At 68.0% G+C, this 17,700-nt stretch carries 15 protein-coding genes and 1 riboswitch; of the genes, 3 read left to right on the forward strand and 12 right to left on the reverse strand.

The features are described from left to right. Positions 1–19: 19 nt before the first annotated feature. Positions 20–1,123 (forward strand): hypothetical protein, encoded by a 1,104-nt coding sequence (locus tag VV02_RS26855; RefSeq protein ID WP_052593504.1) that lies wholly within the window; start codon positions 20–22, stop codon positions 1,121–1,123. A 62-nt stretch (positions 1,124–1,185) separates the two neighbouring features. After that, complete coding sequence (locus VV02_RS17400) at positions 1,186–2,859, forward strand: DNA polymerase (protein WP_245633119.1); 1,674 nt, start codon at positions 1,186–1,188, stop codon at positions 2,857–2,859. On the opposite strand, the gene VV02_RS17405 is transcribed toward VV02_RS17400, so the two are convergent. The 4 genes from VV02_RS17405 to VV02_RS17420 all read right to left on the reverse strand — a co-directional run bounded on the left by VV02_RS17405 (position 2,832) and on the right by VV02_RS17420 (position 5,405). Further along, complete coding sequence (locus tag VV02_RS17405) at positions 2,832–3,311, reverse strand: NUDIX hydrolase (protein ID WP_052593505.1); 480 nt, start codon at positions 3,309–3,311, stop codon at positions 2,832–2,834. The genes VV02_RS17400 and VV02_RS17405 overlap by 28 nt on opposite strands. 22 nt (positions 3,312–3,333) lie before the next feature. After that, positions 3,334–4,275 (reverse strand): PAC2 family protein, encoded by a 942-nt coding sequence (locus VV02_RS17410; RefSeq protein WP_052593507.1) that lies wholly within the window; start codon positions 4,273–4,275, stop codon positions 3,334–3,336. Positions 4,276–4,362: 87 nt separating this feature from the next. Beyond that, entirely contained in the window at positions 4,363–4,788 is a 426-nt protein-coding gene (locus tag VV02_RS17415; protein WP_052593509.1) for an HIT family protein, read from the reverse strand. A gap of 26 nt (positions 4,789–4,814) precedes the next feature. Beyond that, entirely contained in the window at positions 4,815–5,405 is a 591-nt protein-coding gene (locus tag VV02_RS17420; protein WP_052593511.1) for a dihydrofolate reductase family protein, read from the reverse strand. A 191-nt stretch (positions 5,406–5,596) separates the two neighbouring features. On the opposite strand from VV02_RS17420, the gene VV02_RS17425 reads away from it, so the two are divergent. Then, positions 5,597–5,986 (forward strand): hypothetical protein, encoded by a 390-nt coding sequence (locus VV02_RS17425; RefSeq protein WP_052593512.1) that lies wholly within the window; start codon positions 5,597–5,599, stop codon positions 5,984–5,986. On the opposite strand, the gene hrpA is transcribed toward VV02_RS17425, so the two are convergent. The 8 genes from hrpA to VV02_RS17465 all read right to left on the reverse strand — a co-directional run bounded on the left by hrpA (position 5,962) and on the right by VV02_RS17465 (position 17,680). After that, positions 5,962–9,828 (reverse strand): ATP-dependent RNA helicase HrpA, encoded by a 3,867-nt coding sequence (gene hrpA / locus VV02_RS17430; protein ID WP_052593514.1) that lies wholly within the window; start codon positions 9,826–9,828, stop codon positions 5,962–5,964. The two genes, VV02_RS17425 and hrpA, sit on opposite strands and share 25 nt — an antisense overlap. A gap of 18 nt (positions 9,829–9,846) precedes the next feature. Continuing rightward, positions 9,847–11,085 (reverse strand): DUF4185 domain-containing protein, encoded by a 1,239-nt coding sequence (locus VV02_RS17435; RefSeq protein WP_052593516.1) that lies wholly within the window; start codon positions 11,083–11,085, stop codon positions 9,847–9,849. Between the two features lie 27 nt (positions 11,086–11,112). Beyond that, positions 11,113–11,979, reverse strand: coding sequence for a serine protein kinase RIO (locus VV02_RS17440; protein WP_052593518.1), 867 nt, complete (start codon positions 11,977–11,979; stop codon positions 11,113–11,115). 151 nt (positions 11,980–12,130) lie between these two features. Next, complete coding sequence (locus VV02_RS17445) at positions 12,131–12,760, reverse strand: antibiotic biosynthesis monooxygenase (RefSeq protein ID WP_157063438.1); 630 nt, start codon at positions 12,758–12,760, stop codon at positions 12,131–12,133. A 124-nt stretch (positions 12,761–12,884) separates the two neighbouring features. Continuing rightward, positions 12,885–14,000 carry an IS30 family transposase gene (locus VV02_RS17450; protein ID WP_052593519.1) on the reverse strand — a complete coding sequence of 372 codons (1,116 nt, stop codon included), beginning with the start codon at positions 13,998–14,000 and terminating at the stop codon, positions 12,885–12,887. Positions 14,001–14,090: 90 nt separating this feature from the next. After that, positions 14,091–15,416, reverse strand: a complete 1,326-nt coding sequence (locus VV02_RS17455; RefSeq protein WP_052593521.1) for a bifunctional o-acetylhomoserine/o-acetylserine sulfhydrylase — start codon at positions 15,414–15,416, stop codon at positions 14,091–14,093. A gap of 83 nt (positions 15,417–15,499) precedes the next feature. Continuing rightward, positions 15,500–15,617: riboswitch (SAM riboswitch) on the reverse strand. Between the two features lie 62 nt (positions 15,618–15,679). After that, on the reverse strand, positions 15,680–16,957 hold the full coding sequence (locus VV02_RS17460; protein ID WP_342667837.1) for a DUF445 domain-containing protein: 1,278 nt from the start codon (positions 16,955–16,957) through the stop codon (positions 15,680–15,682). Positions 16,958–16,987: 30 nt separating this feature from the next. Further along, positions 16,988–17,680 (reverse strand): DUF4352 domain-containing protein, encoded by a 693-nt coding sequence (locus VV02_RS17465; RefSeq protein WP_052593524.1) that lies wholly within the window; start codon positions 17,678–17,680, stop codon positions 16,988–16,990. Positions 17,681–17,700: the final 20 nt, after the last annotated feature.

Below are 17,700 nucleotides of genomic sequence, written 5' to 3' on the forward strand. Positions count from 1 at the left end.
GATGCGTTAGGTTTCGCCCATGTCCAGTTCTTCCAACAAGGCCAAGCTCGGCATCGCCGGTGGCCTGGCCCTCCTCGGTCTGATCCTGCTGATCGTCGGTCTGCTCTCCGGCGGCTCCGTCAAGCTCGAAGGCTTCGGCAACGGCCAGCAGGTCAACGCCAAGGCTTCCGGCTTCTCGATCTTCAGCACCGACCAGTCCGCGCGCACTCTGGCGAACTGCACCGCCAACGGCCAGCCGTTGCTTCGGCCGACCGCGGACTTCTCGGTCGACGCCAGCGGGACCAAGTACTGGGAGATCGCCCGTAGTACCGACACCATGAAGTCGGGCAACTACACGGTCCAGTGCAATGGCAAGGACGGTCTGCAGACCTTCGTCGGTCCCAAGGAGGGCAAGGCCGGCAATGGCGCGTTGCGTCTCCTCGGTCTGATCCTCGGCCCGATCCTGCTGCTCGCCGGACTGGCGCTGGCCGCGATCGCGCTGATGAAGAAGAAGCCCGCGACGGCCGGACCGCAGGGTGGCTACGGCCAGCAGGGTTATGGCCAGCAGCAGGGCTACGGCCAGGCCGCCGGCTATGGCCAGCAGGGTTACGGCGACCAGCAGCAGGCCGGCTACGGCCAGCAGGGCTATGGCCAACAGGGTTACGGCGACCAGTCCTACGGCCAGCAGGGTTACGGCCAGCAGGGCTATGGCGACCAGCAGCAGGCCGGCTATGGCCAGCAGGGCTACGGCGACCAGCAGCAGGCCGGCTACGGCCAGCAGGGCTATGGCCAACAGGGTTACGGCGACCAGTCCTACGGCCAGCAGGGTTACGGCCAGCAGGGCTATGGCGACCAGCAGCAGGCCGGCTATGGCCAGCATGGCTATGGCGACCAGCAGCAGGCCGGTTACGGCCAGCAGGGCGCTTCGCCCTACGGCGCCAACGCCGAGCAGCCCACCCAGGCGGTCCCGGCCGCTGATGACCACGACGCTCCGACGCAGGCTGTTCGCCCGGCCGGCTCGGACAACGTGCACGAGCAGGCAACGACTGCTACGCCTGTCCAGGATGACCCGCAGCAGTGGAACCAGAACCCGCAGCAGGGCGGCTCCTGGCAGCAGGACGACAAGGGCCAGGGCAACAGCTGAACGGCCCCTCACCCGACGCAGCCCCGCACCGGTCACCGGTGCGGGGTTCGTCGTCGGTACCGGTGCTACGAGCTCTGGTCACGACGCGGGCCGGTCGCCACGCCGTCATCGTCGAACGGACGCAGGACGAGCCTCAGGTGGTCGCGTCCGGTGAGGTGACCTCCGTCGTACGCCGGATGGCTGAGCTGGAGGGCGACCGCACCTCTCCCACGCGATGGGTGTGGTGGGACCGGACCGCAGCGCGAGCAGCGGTGGCCGAGGGGTTGAGGCTCGGCCGGTGCTGGGACCTGCAGGAGGCACACCGCCTCCTGGCGGGCGGCTGGTCGGCCGCACCCGACGAGGTCTGGGCGGCCGCACACGAGCTAGACGTCGACGCACGCCCGCCCGCGCCGACCGGCGACCTCTTCGATCTCGCCACCCCACAGCCCGGTGAGCCGCTCGTGCGCGACGACGGCTACCTCGGACCGCGCAGCCTCGACCAGGACTGGCCGGCCACGCCGGCCGAGTGCGTCGAGTGGGCAGCTCTCGCGCTCGACGTTGCCGGACGCCAGCAGGCGATGCTCTCCGCACGCTCTCCGCAAGCCGTCGCGACGGCGTACAGCGAGTCCGGCGCCGGGATCCTGTGCCTGGAGCTGGAGCATCGGGGCCTGCCCCTGGACCGGACGCGGATGGATGAGCTCATCACGCTCGCGGCTGGACCGCGCCCGGAGTCCGAGGAGCACGCTGCGGCGATCCGCCGCGATCGCGACGAGCTCGTGCTGCGGCACGTGCCGGGTCGCGAGAGCACCGACCTGCGCAACCCCGCCCAGGTGCTGCAGCTGTTGCAGGCCGTGGGGCTGCGCGTGGACGACACCCGGTCATGGCGCCTGGAGCCGTATCGCGGGATGCATCCGGTCGTCGAGGCGTTGCTCGCCTGGCGCAAGTCCGAGCGCATTGCGACGACCTATGGCTGGACCTGGCTGGACCGATTCGTCGGACCGGATGACCGGCTCCGCGGCGAGTGGACGGTCTGCGACGGCGGCGCCGGTCGGATGACAGCCAGCGCCGGGCTGCACAGCCTCCCGGCTCCGTTGCGTCCTGGCGTCGCCGCTCAGCCGGACCACGTGCTGATCCGCGCCGACCTCGGTCAGGTCGAACCCCGAGTGCTCGCAACGGTTTCCGGCGACACGGCCTTTGCTGCAGCGACCGTGGCCGACGACCTGTACGCCGATGTCGCGGCGCGGTTGCACATCGACCGGCCGATCGCGAAGATCGCGGTTCTGGCCGCGATGTACGGGCAGACGTCCGGTCCCGCGGGCGAGGCGCTCAAGGGTCTGGAGCGGGCCTACCCGACGGCGATGGCGTACCTCCAGGAGGCGGCCGGGCGAGGTGAGCGCGGCGAGCATGTCATGACCTACGGCGGCCGCCTCGTGCGCGTCAGCACCGGAGGTGAGGCCGCGCATCGTCGCGCGATCGGACGGTTCACCCGCAACGCGGTCGTCCAGGGCGCCGCGGCGGAGCTGTTCAAGGCCTGGGCGCTGACGGTCCGGGCCGCCGTGGCACCGCTGCGCGGCGAGATCGTGCTCTGTCTGCACGACGAGCTCGTGCTGCATGTGCCGCAGGCGCACGCTGATGCAGCTGTCGCTGCTGTGGATCAAGCGCTGCAGGACGCCGCTCGACGCTGGTCAGGCGGCGCGCCGGTGCGGTTCGTGGCCGACACCAGCGTCGTTCACCGCTGGTCGGAGGCCAAGGGCTGAACGACTCGACCGCGGTCCCGCCACATCTGGACACTCGCGTCGACCAGCTCGACCCGCGGCAGCGAGGCCACCTCATCGAGCGGGATCCAGCGAGGCTCGTCGGTGCTGCCGTCGGTCTCGGCCGTCAGCTGACCGGCGACGACCCGGGCCTCGAAGACGACGCGAACGCCCTTCAGCGCGCGGCGCCGGTCCTCGCTGCGGATTCGCTCGGCTGCCGGCACGACCTCGGTGTGGACACCGAGAACCGCACCGAGAACCACGTCGTAGCCAGTCTCCTCGCGCAGCTCTCGGACTGCTGCCTCCTCGACACTCTCGTCGAGCTCGACGGCGCCGCCCGGCATCGTCCACTCCGGTGACGGTCCACCGTTCCATAGTGCGAGCAGGATCCGGTCCTGCTCGTCGACGATCACGGCGTACGCCGCGAGGCGGGTGTCGTACTCGCGATAGTCCACGCGGAGAGGCTAACGGCCGGTGCTACCGCAGGAAGTCGGTGCCCTCGTCCGGGTCGTCGCCCGAGCTCTCGTCCCGCAGGAACGCCTCGAGCTGCTCGCCGATCTCGTCGGCCGAAGGCAGCTCAGCCATCTCGGTCGCCAGCAGGCTCTTGCGCTGCCGGCCGTCGTGGAAGGTGTCGTACTGCTCCTCCAGTCCGGAGACGACCTGACCGACCTCTTCGCTGTCGGCGATCTGGCGCTGGATGTCAGCTCGGTTGAGACCGGCCGCGGCGGCCAGGTCGGCCACCGGGATCGCCAGTCCGGTCATCGCGTGGATGGCTTCGAGCGCGGCGACAGCAGCATCACCGAACTCGACCTGCGCGAGGTAGTGCGGCACGTGCAGAGCGAAGCCCACCGTGTCCGTCCCGGACTCCCCCAGCCGCAGGTGCAGCAGCTGCTCGAGGCTGGCCGGGATCTGGATGGCCCCGAAGACCGGGTCGTTCTCTGGGATCAGGCTGCGATCGCTCGCATAGCGCGTCATGCCGACCGGACGGGTGTGCGGGACGCCCATCGGGACGCCGTGCGCGCTGATGATCATCCGGATGCCGAGCATCCGAACCAGCTGACGGACCGCCTCGATCACGCGCTCCCACTGGTAGTCCGGCTCCGGACCGTAGAGCACGTAGAACGGCGTGCCCTCCTCGTCGATGACGCGGTGCAGCAGCAAGGTCGGGTCGTCGTAGGCCGAGACGTGGTCACGGTCGAACGTCATAACCGGCCGGCGTCCGCGGTAGTCGAGGAGCTGATCGATGTCGAAGGAGGCGACGACCTGGGTCTCGAGCGTGCTCAGGATGTGGTCGGTGAGCAGCTTCTGGGTCTGACCGGCGTCGATGAGGCCCCCGAACGACACGATCATCGTCGAGGCACGCAGGTCATCCTGCGGCGTATCGGTCTCCAGCTGGTAGAGCTGCGACGGGTCTTGCACGGTCTCTCCCCAGAGTCAGGTGTGTCTTCTCGCTCACTCCAACGCCTCACCCGGCTCACCGATTCCCTGGGGAGCGTGTGATCCGTCTCAGTCGGGTACGACGTCGCTGTGCCCCAGCGCGCGCAGCCGGGTCCGCAGGCGCTCGGCATTGGCCGCGAGCACAGCCTGGTCTTCGCCGTGCGTGGCCTGCGCCAGGTCGAAGTCGGCCATGCTCTGCGTGGGCCAGACGTGCACGTGCAGGTGCGGGACCTCGTACCCGACGACCATGAGCCCCGCTCTCGCGGCATCCCACTCGGCCTTCTGCGCGACGCCGATCTGGCGGGCGACCCCCATGAGATGGGCGATCAGCTCGTCGTCCGCGTCGGTCCACTGGTCGATCTCCTCGCGCGGCACGACGATCGCGTGACCATCGGTCAGCGGGTCGATGACCACGAAGGAGACGCAGACGTCGTCCTGCCAGACGAAGTGCGCCGGGATGTCACCGTCGATGATCTTGCTGAACAGGGTCGCCATGCGGCCGACCCTACTGATCACCCGCGTCAGCGCGTTCGGTGGAGCGTGGGTCGATAGGTGAGCTCTTGGGTGTGGCCGTCGAGCGTCCTGGCCTCGATGAGCTCGAGGTCGAAGTCGGCCGCCCCGCCGAAGATGGGGTCCGCGCCGGTCTGACCGCTCACGACCGGGAAGATCGTGACCTGGACCTGGTCGACCAGTCCGGCAGCCATCAGGGCTCGGTTCATCGACAGGCTGCCGTGCGATCGCAACGGCACCTCGGACTCTGCCTTGAGTCGGGCGACGACGTCGACAGCGTCACCGCTCACCAGCGTCGCGTCCGGCCAGTCGAGCGGTCCTTCGAGCGTCGTCGACACCACCGTCGTCGGCATGTCTCTCATCCGAGCATTGACCGGGTCGAGCTCCTTCAGCTCGCCCGTGCTCGGACCCAGCAGCTGCGCGAACTGTCGAAACGTGTTCGCTCCGAGCACCAGTCGTTGGTCCTCGCTGTACAGCGAGAGGCGCCGGTCGAGGAACTCAGGACCTTGCTTGCCCCAGAAGCCGCCCCAGTCGCCCTGCTCGTTGTAGGAACCGAACCCGTCGAGGGTGGAAACGATGTCGAACGTATAGGTCGTGGCCATACGCCAGTGTGAGACGAGCACGGTTGCCGATGCGCGATGGAGCCGGGATCACGTCCGGAAACGTGGCCACCTTGTCCTGACAGGACTTCCGCGACACGCATCCCAGGATTTCGGACCGGTGCCACACGGCGCGGGCTAGGGACCGGCCACGGTCGGCAAGATGCGGAACAGTCGAGGCGAAGGGGCATCCTATGGTCAGGAATCTGCTGGTCACCGCGGCCGTGTATCTCGGCGCGGTCGGTCTCGCGCTGCTGCTCGTGCCAGTGCAGTTCGGTGTGGACGCCGTGCCGAGTGATCCCGCTCCGGAGCTGGTCGCGTTGCTTCGGCTTCTCGGCGGGCCGTTCTTGGGCATCGCGGTGCTCAACTGGAGATCACGCGCGGCGGCGGAGGAGGCACGCAACAACGTTCTCCTGGCGAATCTTGTCGGGTTCGGCGTGGTCGCGGCCAATGACATCGTCGGCGTGATCACGGGTGACGCACGTGACCTCGCACGGGTGTTCATGATCGTCCACATCTCCTTCGCCACCGCTTTCGCAATCGCGTGGGTGCGGGATCGTCAGAGGGCGTCCATGGCGGTGTAGATCCGCTTCTCGGAGATCGGGTACGCCGTGCCGAGCCGCTGCGCGAACAGACTCACGCGCAGCTCCTCGACCATCCAGCGCAACTCGAGGACGGCGTCATCGGTACGCCTGCCCGCCGGCAGCTCGCGGATCAGCTCCTGCCGCTCCTCCTCCACGGCTCGCACCACTTCGGTACGCCCTGTGTCACGGCTCATATCGGCCGGCGCCTTGGCGAGCCGCTCCAGCATCGCGCGCAGGTAGCGGTCTACATGGCGCAGCCGCTCGAAACCGGTGGCCGCGACGAACCCCGGATAGATCAGCCCGGCCAGCTGAGCACGGACATCGGCCGTGAGTTCGGCGACCGACTGCTGCGTCATGCGGGTCAGGGCGAGCTCGACCTCGCGGTAGTGGTTCAGCACCGGCACCAGCAGATCGACGACCTCGATGACCCGCGGCACCACCAGCTGGCGCACAGAGCGCAGCGCCTCCTCGAAGGCCGCCGGGCTGCGTACCTCACCTCCTGACTGCTGCGCCACCACCGAGTCGACCGCGCAGGCCAGTGCGTCATCGAGCAGCGGCTGCATACCGCCGTGCGGGTTGTTGCTGATCGCGAGGCGTTGGGTGTTGGTGAGCAGGCCGAGGATCTGCTTCCACGGCACCTCGGTGTTGAGCAGGATCAGGCGGCGTACGCCGAGGCGCGTCGCCTGCTCGCTCTCGGTCTGGCTGGCGAGCACCTCGACCGACACCGTGTCACCGTGATCGACCACGGCCGGGAACCCCTGGATCGTCTGCCTGCCCTGCTTGCTCTCGAAGGTCTCGGGAAGATCGCCAAAAGCCCACTGCCGCAAGCCTTCTCGCTCTACAGAGGCGGCGGCTCGCGCCATGGTCGAGCGCACCTCGCCGGCCAGCTGCTCCTGCAGGACCGCCAGCTCCTTGCCCTCGCCGATCATCTTCCGCCGACGGTCCTCGACTCGGAACGTCATCCGCAGGTGGTCCGGCACCCGTGCCCAGTCCCACTCCCCCGCTGGCAGGCGTACGCCGGTCCGCTGAGTCAGCGCATCAGCCAGCTCGTCCGTGATCGCGCCGGCGGACGGGTCGGTCAGGGCCAGCGCCGCGCGCGCATGATCGGGTGCAGGCACGAAGTTGCGGCGAGTGGCCTTCGGCAAGGACTTGATGAGCGCGACCGCCAGCTCCTCGCGCATACCGGGCACCAGCCAGTCGAAGCCGACATCCTGCACCTGGTTGAGCTGCTCCACCGGGATGTGCACGGTCACACCGTCGGCATCCGTGCCGGGCTCGAACTGATAGGTCAGGCGCAGCCGTAGATCGCCCTGCCGCCAGCTCTTGGGGAACTGTGACTCGTCGATCGTCTCGGCCTCATCGCTGACCAGCAGCTCTTCGCTGTAGGTCAGGAGTGACGAGTTCTCGCGGGATGCTTTCTTCCACCACGTGTCGAAGTGCGTTGCGGACACTACGGATTCAGGGATCCGCTCCTCATAGAAGTCGACGAGGGCCTCGTCCTCGACGATCAGGTCGCGGCGGCGCGCCCGCGCCTCCAGGTCGGACAGCCGCTTCACCAGCGCCCGGTTGTCGTGGAAGAACTGGTGCTGGGTCTCCCAGTCGCCCTCGACGAGCGCGTGCCGGATGAACATCTCGCGCGACTCCTGCGGCGCGACCTTGCCGTACGGCACCTTGCGACCGGCCACCAACGGGACGCCGTACAGCGTCACCCGCTCGAGCGCGACGGCACTCCCCTGCTTGCGCTCCCAGTGCGGCTCGGCGTACGACCGCTTCACCAGGTGCTCGGCCGCACGCTCGACCCAGGCAGGATCCGTACGCGCGTTGATCCGGGCCCAGAGCCGGCTCGTCTCGACGAGCTCGGCTGACATCACCCAGTCCGGCTGCTTACGGAAGAGCGTCGAACCCGGCTGGATCGAGAAGCGCGCGTTGCGCGCGCCCTGGTAGTCCCGCCGGTCCCGGTCGCGGAGCCCGACATGCGACAGCAGTCCGGTCAGCAACGCCTGGTGGATAGCGTCCGGCGACGCCTCATTGTCGCTGAGCACCAGGTGCTGCTGCTTGCACGCCTGCTTGAGCTGGGTGTGCAGGTCCTGCCACTCGCGAACACGCAGGTAGTGGATGTACTCACGCTTGCACATCCGCCGAAAAGCGCTGCCACTCAACACCTTCTGCTGTTCCTTGACGTATCGCCACAGGTTCAGCAGCGACATGAAGTCGCTGTGCTCGTCCTTGAAGCGCGCGTGCGACTGGTCCGCCTGCGCCTGCGCGTCAGCCGGTCGCTCGCGCACGTCCTGGATCGACAGGCCGGCCACGATGATGAGCACCTCGCGCAGCGAACCGTTCTCGGCCGCGGCCACCAGCATCCGGGCCATCCGTGGGTCGACAGGCAGGGCTGCCAGAGTGCGGCCGTACGACGTCAGCCGCTTCCGCGGGTCCGTCGCCTTCGGGTCGATCGCCTGCAGCTCCTCCAGCAGCCGTACGCCGTCCGTCACCTGCCGTGAGTCCGGCGGCTCCACGAACGGGAACCGGCTGATGTCGCCCAGGCCGAGCGAGGTCATCTGCAGGATGACCGAGGCCAGTGACGTGCGCAGGATCTCCGGGTCGGTGAACTCCGGGCGCGCGTCGAAGTCCTCCTCGGCGTACAGCCGGATGCAGATGCCCTCAGCGACGCGTCCACAACGGCCGGCCCGCTGACGGGCGGACGCCTGAGAGATCGGCTCGATCGGCAGCCGCTGCACCTTGGTCCGCTGGCTGTAGCGCGAGATGCGCGCCGTGCCGGTGTCGACGACGTACCTGATGCCCGGCACGGTCAGCGAGGTCTCGGCCACGTTGGTGGCGAGCACGACTCGTCGCCCGCTGTGCCGGCTGAAGACTCGATGCTGCTCGGCCGAGGACAGCCGCGCGTACAGCGGCAGGATCTCGGTGCGCGGCAGGTCGAGCGCCTTGAGCGCGTCTGCGGCGTCACGGATCTCGCGTTCGCCGGAGCAGAAGACCAGCACGTCTTCGGCACGTCCGTCCCGCGGCGACTCGGTCCAGAGCTCTTCGACAGCCTCGACGATGCCGGTCACCTGATCGATGTCGACCTCGGTCTCGCCGTCCATGCGAACCAGCGGCCGATAGCGCTGCTCGACGGGGAACGTCCGACCTGAGACCTCGATCACCGGAGCCGGAATGCCTTGCGCAGCAAAGTGATTGGCGAACTTCTCCGGGTCGATCGTCGCCGAGGTGATGATGACCTTGAGATCCGGCCGACGTGGCAGCAGCTGCTTGAGGTAGCCGAGGATGAAGTCGATGTTGAGCGATCGCTCGTGCGCCTCGTCGATGATGAGCGTGTCGTAACGACGCAGGTCGCGGTCCCGCTGCATCTCCGAGAGCAGGATGCCGTCGGTCATGACCTTGACCAGGGTGTCGCGGTTGGCGTGGTCGGTGAACCGGACCTGGTAGCCGACCTGCTCCCCCAGCTCGACGTGCAGCTCCTCGGCGATGCGCTCGGCGACCGAGCGCGCAGCGATCCGACGGGGTTGGGTGTGCCCGATGGTCCCGTCGAGTCCGCGCCCGAGCTCGAGACAGATCTTGGGGAGCTGGGTCGTCTTGCCCGAGCCGGTCTCTCCCGCCACGACGACGACCTGGTGGTCACGGATCGCAGCAGCGATCTGATCGCGTGCCTCGGAGACGGGCAGAGCGGGCGGATAGGTGATCTCCGGGACCAGCGCGCGACGTCGCTCGACCCGTGCGGCACGCTGCTCCGGTGTCTCCGCCGGCCGACGAGGAGGCCGACCAGACGGGCGTCTGCGGCTGCCCGAGCGGTTCTGGCCGCGCGGGGAGGGAGTCTTGTTGGTCGTCATGATCTGGCACCCAGTCTGTCAGGGGCGCGGCACCTCGACGAACACCGGCCGACCCCGCCGCGGGTCACGCAGCAGGTCCGAGAACGCCTTGGGATTGCGCGACATCGAGACGAGCAGCTTGCCGTTGCTCAGCGGCAGCTCCGGATGAGCAAGGGGTTGGTAGGTCACGAAGCCTGAGTCGTCGTCGTACTGGTACGGAGTGTCCGACACGTGCTGCCACGGTCCCTCGGGACGAGGAGCGGTCCAGACACCGATGGTGTGACCGAACTCGCCGCCACGCTTGGACACCAGCACGTACTTCGCGCCGATCCTCTGGACCGAGAATGCTTGGGACACACCAGGACTGGCCGACAGCACCTCTTGTGCTCGACCAACATCAGAGGACCAACCCCGACCATCGAAGTACTGCCAGAACTGACGATTGGTCGGGTCCTTGGCCAGTGCCCGAACCACGAGGACGGCCTTGGCCGTGGCCTTTGTGGGCTGGCGGCTGCCGTAGAGGTAGACGTAGCCGGCATCCGGCAGAAGTGCCGCCCCCCAGTTGATCTGAGTGGGATCGTGGCTGTCCGGAGTCAGGGTCGTGACGGAGTGCAGGACGGGCATCTTGCCCGGCTTGACGGACAGCTGAGCCAAAGAGGCGCCGAGGTAGGTGAAGTCCAGCAGCCCACCCGGTAGGCGCTGCACCCGCGAGCAGGAGACGTACAGCCGGTCTCCGCCGTCGACCGGCAGGGCGGCGATCGACATCGGCCAGCACGCCTGGCCACTGCGATGCAGATCGATCAGGGGCGCATTGCCCGAGACGGTGACCTGGCTGAAGCAGGTGCTCGAGCTGACGGCCATGGAGTTGTCGCCGACGAGCGGCCGGTAGCCCTGGGGACGCAGCGTGTCCCCGAAGATCCACGCGACGCGCCCGTCGGCGAGCGGCGCGCTCGCGCCGACGTCGGCGGCCAACCACTGAGGCATCCTCAGCAGCTGCATCATCGCGTTGAGCTCGCTCGCGCGGTAGGTCCGTCCCTGTTCGGGAACCGGGCACTTGGCGGGGTCGCCCTGCGCCGCGCCGGGAGCGACCGGGAAGGCTTCCTGGTCGCCACCCAGCTGTCCAGGCGCCCCGCTCCCGGCAGCTGGATCGCTGGCGCCCTCCGAGGAGCTGGCAACCTGAAGCCCCAGGTCGGGCTCGGGCTCGGCGCAGCCCGCAAGCGCGAGCACGGCACACAGGCCGAGCGCGGCACCTGTTCGGCGGACGCGAGGCCAGGGCATGACCTCCAGGCTACGAGACACGGTCAGTCAGTACGCGTACGCGACCAGATCGGCGAACAGGGTTTCCTCGTCGACCTCGTGGCCCTTGGACGAGAACCATCGGGCGACGTTGCGGCAGTCGCGGTGCAAGAAGTCCATCCCCTGCGGGTTGCCGATCACATCGATGGCCTGCGGCAGGTCGATGACGACCAGCCGCTCCCCTGCCGCGAGGATGTTGTACGGCGACAGGTCGCCATGCGCGAAGCCGGCCCGGACCAGGCCGACCATCGCGTCGCGCAGCTGGTCGAACCAGGTCTGCAGCAACGCGGGCGTCGTCCGTGCCTGCGCGAGTCGCGGGGCACCCGCTCCATCGGGACCCGTCACGAACTCCATGAGGATCTCGGTGCCGTCGATCTGCACCGGGTAGGGGACCGGAATCCCCTGGGACCAGAACGTTTTCAGCGCCTCCCACTCGGCTCCCGCCCACTGGCCCGCAGCCACCGCCTTGCCGTGCTCGGATCCCTTGGCCATGGCACGGGTGTCGCGGCTGTTCCGGGTCCGGCGACCCTCTGTGTAGGTGTTGTTGCGGTGGAAGGTCCGGTGGTCCTCGTTGCGATAGCGCTTGGCCGCCATGACGACGGTGCGCTCCGGATCGTTGGTCGACGTGCGCTCGATGAGGAACACGTCAGCCTCCTTGCCGGTCTTGAGGACACCGAGCTCGGTGTCGAGGGCCGAGCCGGTCACGACCCAGTCGGGACGCGGCTCCGGTCCATGGCACAGCCGCTCGATGGTGTCCCAGGTCGACCATCGCTGACCCTCACCGGGGTCCTCGAGCGCCTGGAAGTCGAAGGTGAAGACGGATGCCGAGTCGGGCTCAGGGTGTGAGGCGGCGCTCGGGGTGGTGCTGAATGACATATGTACTCCGGGAGAGAAGGGTCGGCGTGCAGGGCAGGCCGAGGACAGTCGTAGACATGTCACTGCTCCTCTCTCGGGGCGCCGCGAAGGGCGCGTCATCACGTGCGACGCAAGATTGGCGGATCGCGCCGCGCTGACGCAAGCGAATTAATCAGTTGTGGCGGCGCCAGCCCAGCGGACGTCCTGCGTGCAGCCACGGCGCAAGGGATTTCGTCATCAGCGGCAGCAGGACGTACGTCATCACCGGCGTCAGCATCGCGGTCATCAGCAGGACTCGCGGCACCACGGACCAGTGCACGATGAGATGGCCGACGGTGACCGTGGCCAGCAGGTTGAGCGGGAAGAACGCCAGCCAGATAACCAGCGCCTGCTTCCAGCGCGGCGGCGACGGCGGTATCACCGGCGCGGTGACCAAAGCCTCCATCGATCGGTCGACGGGTTCGTCGAACCAGCCCTCGATGCCCGTACGCCGCTCGGCGTGGGTGTGCTCGACCAGGCCTTCCCCGGAGCGCAGCCACCAGGACCGCTCTCCGGAACCTTCCCAGCGGTGCAGGCTCTCCTCGTCGGCGAACCTGTAGAGCATGTGCCACTCATCGGAGTCGCCCGTCGGCCGGACCCAGCCGCAGCCCAGGAAGCCTGGAAAGCGCTCGGCCATCGACGTACCGGCCCGCACCCAGGCGAGCATCGCCGTCTCGTCCTCACGCCGGGCGCGACGAGTCATCGCGACGGTGACGCTGGGGGACGAATCGGCTGGTGGCATCTGGACCTCGGTGGCTGACATCACCAGCCATTGTCTCGCGGTGTGAGACGTGCCCCTGACCACCGGATGCGTGGCCTTGCTCACGGCCGCGCCCCACCCTTCCTGGCCGATAGTGCAAGCCGCGTCGCTTCCCGATTCCTTGGGTTCAGGGTGCTGTTGCAACGAGGAGTTCGTTGAGCTTCTCGGCGGGATTCTTCCACTGGTGTCGTTTGCGGGGTCGCCGGTTGAGCTCGATCGCGATCTGGTCGAGGTCGTTCTGGGTGTAGGTGCGGAAGTTTGTGCTGGTGCGGGGAAAGTACTGGCGTAGGAGCCCGTTGGTGTTCTCGTTGCTGCCGCGCTGCCAGGGTGAGTGCGGGTCGCAGAAGTAGACCTGGCAGCCGGTAGCGAGGGTGAATCGGGCGTGCTCGGCCATCTCGGCCCCTTGGTCCCAGGTCAACGACCTGGCCATGCTCACTGGCACCCTGCCCATCAGCTGGGTCAGTACGCCGATGACCTGCGCGCTGACTCGTGAGTGCGGCAGGGCGCCGAGCATGACGTACCCGGTGGTGCGTTCGACCAGAGTCACGATCGCGCTGGAACCGCGGGCGCCGATGACCAGGTCGCCTTCCCAGTGTCCTGGCACGGCCCGGTCGGCCGCCTCCGCAGGACGGGTCGAGATGTGCAAGCCCTCGATCCACGGTTTGCGGGACCGGGCCGCCGCGGCCGTGGCGCGGGAGCGTGGTTTACGCGTGGCTCGCCCTGAGCGCAGCGCGAGCTGCCGGCCGACCTCGGCGCGGAGGCTGCCGCGGCCCTGGATGTAGATGGCCTGGTAGATCGTCTCGTGTGACACCCACATCTCCGGCTGATTCGGGTACTGCGTACGCAGCCAGTGTGCGACCTGCTGCGGGGACCACCGTTCCCGCAGCAGGTCCGCGACGATGTGCCACAGCAGCGGCAGCGGCCCACCCCACGACGGGCGCAGCTTCCCACCATGGCACCGGCGCGCCCGGACCCGGTACTGCCGCTGAGCCTCCCGGTGCTCATACACCCACCGATAGCACCCGCCCCGCCGGCCGGAACCGGCCGCGTGCCGCCCCGAGGGCGACCGCGCCCCAGACCCACCCATACGCGCACCCCGGTAGGAATGGTTACGACGCACCTCCCGCCACACCGTGCTCCGATCCCGACCAAGCACCGCAGCGATCTGTGGAAACGTCAGGTCCTGACCGAACAGCACCTCGATCTGAGCACGCTCCGCGAGCGACAACCGCTTTCCAGGCATGAGCACATCCTTCGCCGTGCTCGTTGCAACAGCTCCTTGAAACCGCCTTCTGGGTAGCGACGCGGCTCGCACTATCGGCCAAGGACGGCGTCAGGCCTTGGCGGCGGTAAAGCCCTGCTCGAGGTCGGCGACGATGTCGTCGATGTGCTCCAAGCCGACCGACAGACGTACGAGCCCGGGTGTCACACCAGCGGCGAGGCGGTCCTCGTCGCCGCCCTGGCTGTGGGTCGTGGACGCCGGGTGGATCGCGAGCGAGCGCACGTCACCGATGTTGGCGACGTGCGAGTGCAGACGCAGGTTCTGGACGAACTTCTGGCCAGCCTCCAGGCCGCCCTTGATCTCGAACGCGAGCACCGCGCCTGCACCCTGCGGCGTGTACTTCTGAGCCAGCTCGTAGAACTCGTTGTCCGGCAACGATGCCCAGCGCACGGACTCGACCTGGTCGTGTCCCTGCAAGAAGGTCGCGACCTTGTGCGCGTTCTCCAGGTGGCGCTCGATGCGCAGGCTGAGGGTCTCCAGACCCTGCGCGATCAAGAACGCGTCGAACGGTGACGTCGCCGGACCGAGGTCGCGCAGCAGCTGGACGCGCGCCTTGAGGATGTACGCCAGGTTGGCGCCCAGGTCACTGCCGACTCCGAGATCGCGGGCGTAGACCAGCCCGTGATAGCTCTCCTCAGGCGTGTTGAAGTTGGGGAACTTCTCGGGATCCTGCGCGAAGTCGAACTTTCCGCCGTCGACGATCACGCCGGCGATCGTGGTCCCATGCCCGCCGAGGTACTTGGTGGCGGAGTGCACGACGATGTCGGCTCCGTGCTCGAGCGGACGCAGGAGATAAGGCGTCGCGACCGTGTTGTCGACCACGAGCGGCACACCGAGGTCGTGAGCCACCGCGGCGACACCCTCGATGTCGAGGATCTCGCTCTTGGGGTTGGAGATCGTCTCACCGAAGAACAGCTTGGTGTTGTCCTTCGCAGCCGCGCGCCAGGACTCCGGGTCGCGGGTGTTCTCCACGAACGACACCTGGATGCCGAGCTTGGGCAGGGTGTACTTCAGCAGGTTGAAGGTGCCGCCGTAGAGCGACGGGCTCGCCACGATGTGGTCGCCGGCCTCGGCGATGTTGAGGATCGCGATGGTCTCAGCAGCCTGGCCGGAGGCGAGCAGCAGCGCTCCGACGCCGCCCTCGAGGCTGGCGATGCGCTGCTCGACCGCGTCCTGCGTGGGGTTCATCAGCCGCGAGTAGATGTTGCCGAACTCCTTGAGCCCGAACAGGTTTGCCGCGTGCTCGGCGTCCTTGAAGACGTACGAGGTCGTCTGGTAGATCGGCAGGGCGCGCGACCCAGTGGTGGGGTCGGGCTCCTGGCCGGCATGGATCTGGCGGGTCTCGAAGGACCAGCTGGGTGTGGTGTCGTCGCTCATCGGTGTGGTCTCCCTCATCGAGTGACGCATCGCCGGTCAACGCAGAGCCCTCACCGACGACGCTGCGGTCGCAGGAGGTCTGCGGCCCGCGCTTGCCGTCGGGTGCCTTCGCCCGCCGGCCGGGTCATCACCCGGGGCACCCCACCGCGGTTGGAGGGTTGCCGGTCAGCAAGCCGGGGCTTCGCGCTGACACTCATGACCTGTCGGCAGGTTAGCGAACTGCGCCCTCATTTGCATCACCTGTTCTTATGGTGATCCAAACATCAAAGCATCTGTGAGGTGGCATAGATGAACAGCCCGGCCAGGCCACCGACCACGGTGCCGTTGATCCGGATGAACTGCAGATCACGCCCGACCTGGAGCTCGATGCGCCTCGCGGCCTCGTCCCCGTCCCATCGGGCAACCGTCTGGGAGATCAAGGTCGAGATCTCGCGCCCGTAGGTCGTGACGATGTAGCCGACGGCGTCGTGCAGACGTCGGTCGACCGCGCCGCGCAGCTCATCGTCGGTGACGAGACGCTGTCCTGCCTCCGCGAGCAGCACCGTGAGGCGTCGTCGCAGTGGGCCGGTCTCGTCGCCCAGCGCCTCGACGATGGTGTGCTGCACAGAGCCCCAGACCGAGACCATCCCGTCGGCTACGCCCGGGTGCAGCAGGAAGCGGGTCTTCAGAGCCTCGGCGCGCTCCTGCGTCGAGGCGTCGTGCTGCAGGTCGTGAGCGAGGGTCGCCAAGAAGTCATCGAGTGCCAGGCGTGCCGGGTGCTGCTGGGTATCGCGCACATCCGCCAGCCAGGTGAGCAGCTCGAGATAGAGCCGGTCGATAACCGTCTCGTCCAGCCAGCGTGGCGACCACCACGGTGCGCGCGCGCCGATGATCGAGGCGATGGCTTCCTTGTTGTCGCGCGCCCAGTCATGCACCTGACGGATGCCCAGATCGACCAGGCCCTGATGAGCCCGTTCCTCCAGCACACCCTCGAGGAGGTGCCCGGCGACCTCGCTCACCGGCTCCTGAGCCAGGCGAGGTAGGAAGAACGACTCCAGCAGGGTGCGTACCTCGTCGTCCTGGACCGACGCGACAGCGCGAGCCAGGGCCGGCGACGCCTCTCGGACGACGACCTCGGCGTTGACGGGGTCGGACACCCACCGACCGAGACGGAGCGGGATCTGCGCCTGAGCCAGCCGCTCCTGGACGATGTCGGCGGTCAGGAAGTTCTCGGTGACGAAGTCCTCGAGACTTGCTCCGAGCTGGTCCTTCTTCTTGGGGATCAGTGCGGTGTGTGGGATCGGCAGCCCGAGCGGGTGGCGGAAGATCGCCGTCACCGCGAACCAGTCCGCGACCGCTCCCACCATCGCGGCCTCAGCCGCCGCGTTGACGTAGCCCCACACGCCGTCCTTGCCGTGTGTGAGCACGAAGACGATGGCGGCCAGCACCAGCAGGGACGTCGCAACCAGCCGCATCCGTCGCAAAGCAGCACGACGCGACGCATCGGCCGGCCCCAGGTTGGGACCGGCCGATGTCGTCGACGAGGTGGTCGGGCTAGTCACTCAGCCCACTCTGTCGCGATGAGACCGTGATCAGGAGGCGGTCCAGCCGAGGTCGGCCTTGCCACCGTTGTCCTCGGCGAAGATGACGCGGTACTTGGTGTAGTCCGCACCCTTCGGCGCCGCGAAGACGAGCAGGCCGCTGAGGCTGTCGCCCTCCTTGACCGTGGTCACATCGAGCTGCTTGGTCTTGGGGACGACCGTGCCGCTGACATCCGGGTTACACGGGTTGTCGTTGGGGTCGATCAGCGAGAAGTTGAGGTAGGAGACGACCGCCGACCCCTTGACCGCCTTGATGGTGGTCGGGAACTCGAGGACAACCATGTTGTCGCCCGGGAAGTAGTCGTCGGTGCTCGTCGCGTCGATGGTCGGCTTCGACACCGTGACCTCGACGGACTCGTCCTTGCTGAAGCCCAGACCAGAAGCGGACTGCTTGGTGCCGATCGGCTTGGACTGCACGTTGCCGGGTCGGTTGCTGCTCAGAGTCGAGTCGCACTCCACGCCGGTCGAAGCAGCCGACGAGCTCGGCGCCGAGGGAGCCTCGGACGTGCTCGGGGCCGGAGCCTGCGTGGACGGCGCCGCGGTCGGCGCCTGCGTCGGGGCGGCGGACGTTGCCGGGGCCGTGGGGGCCTGGGCCGTAGGTGCCTCGTCCTGGCAACCAGCAAGGGCAAGCGCTGCGAATGCGGCCGGGATGACGGCAAGGCGCAGACGGCGGGTGGCGTTCATGTTCTCCTCCAGTGATGTTT

Origin of the sequence: Luteipulveratus mongoliensis (assembly GCF_001190945.1) — a bacterium.
Classification (GTDB): Bacteria; Actinomycetota; Actinomycetes; order Actinomycetales; family Dermatophilaceae; genus Luteipulveratus; species Luteipulveratus mongoliensis.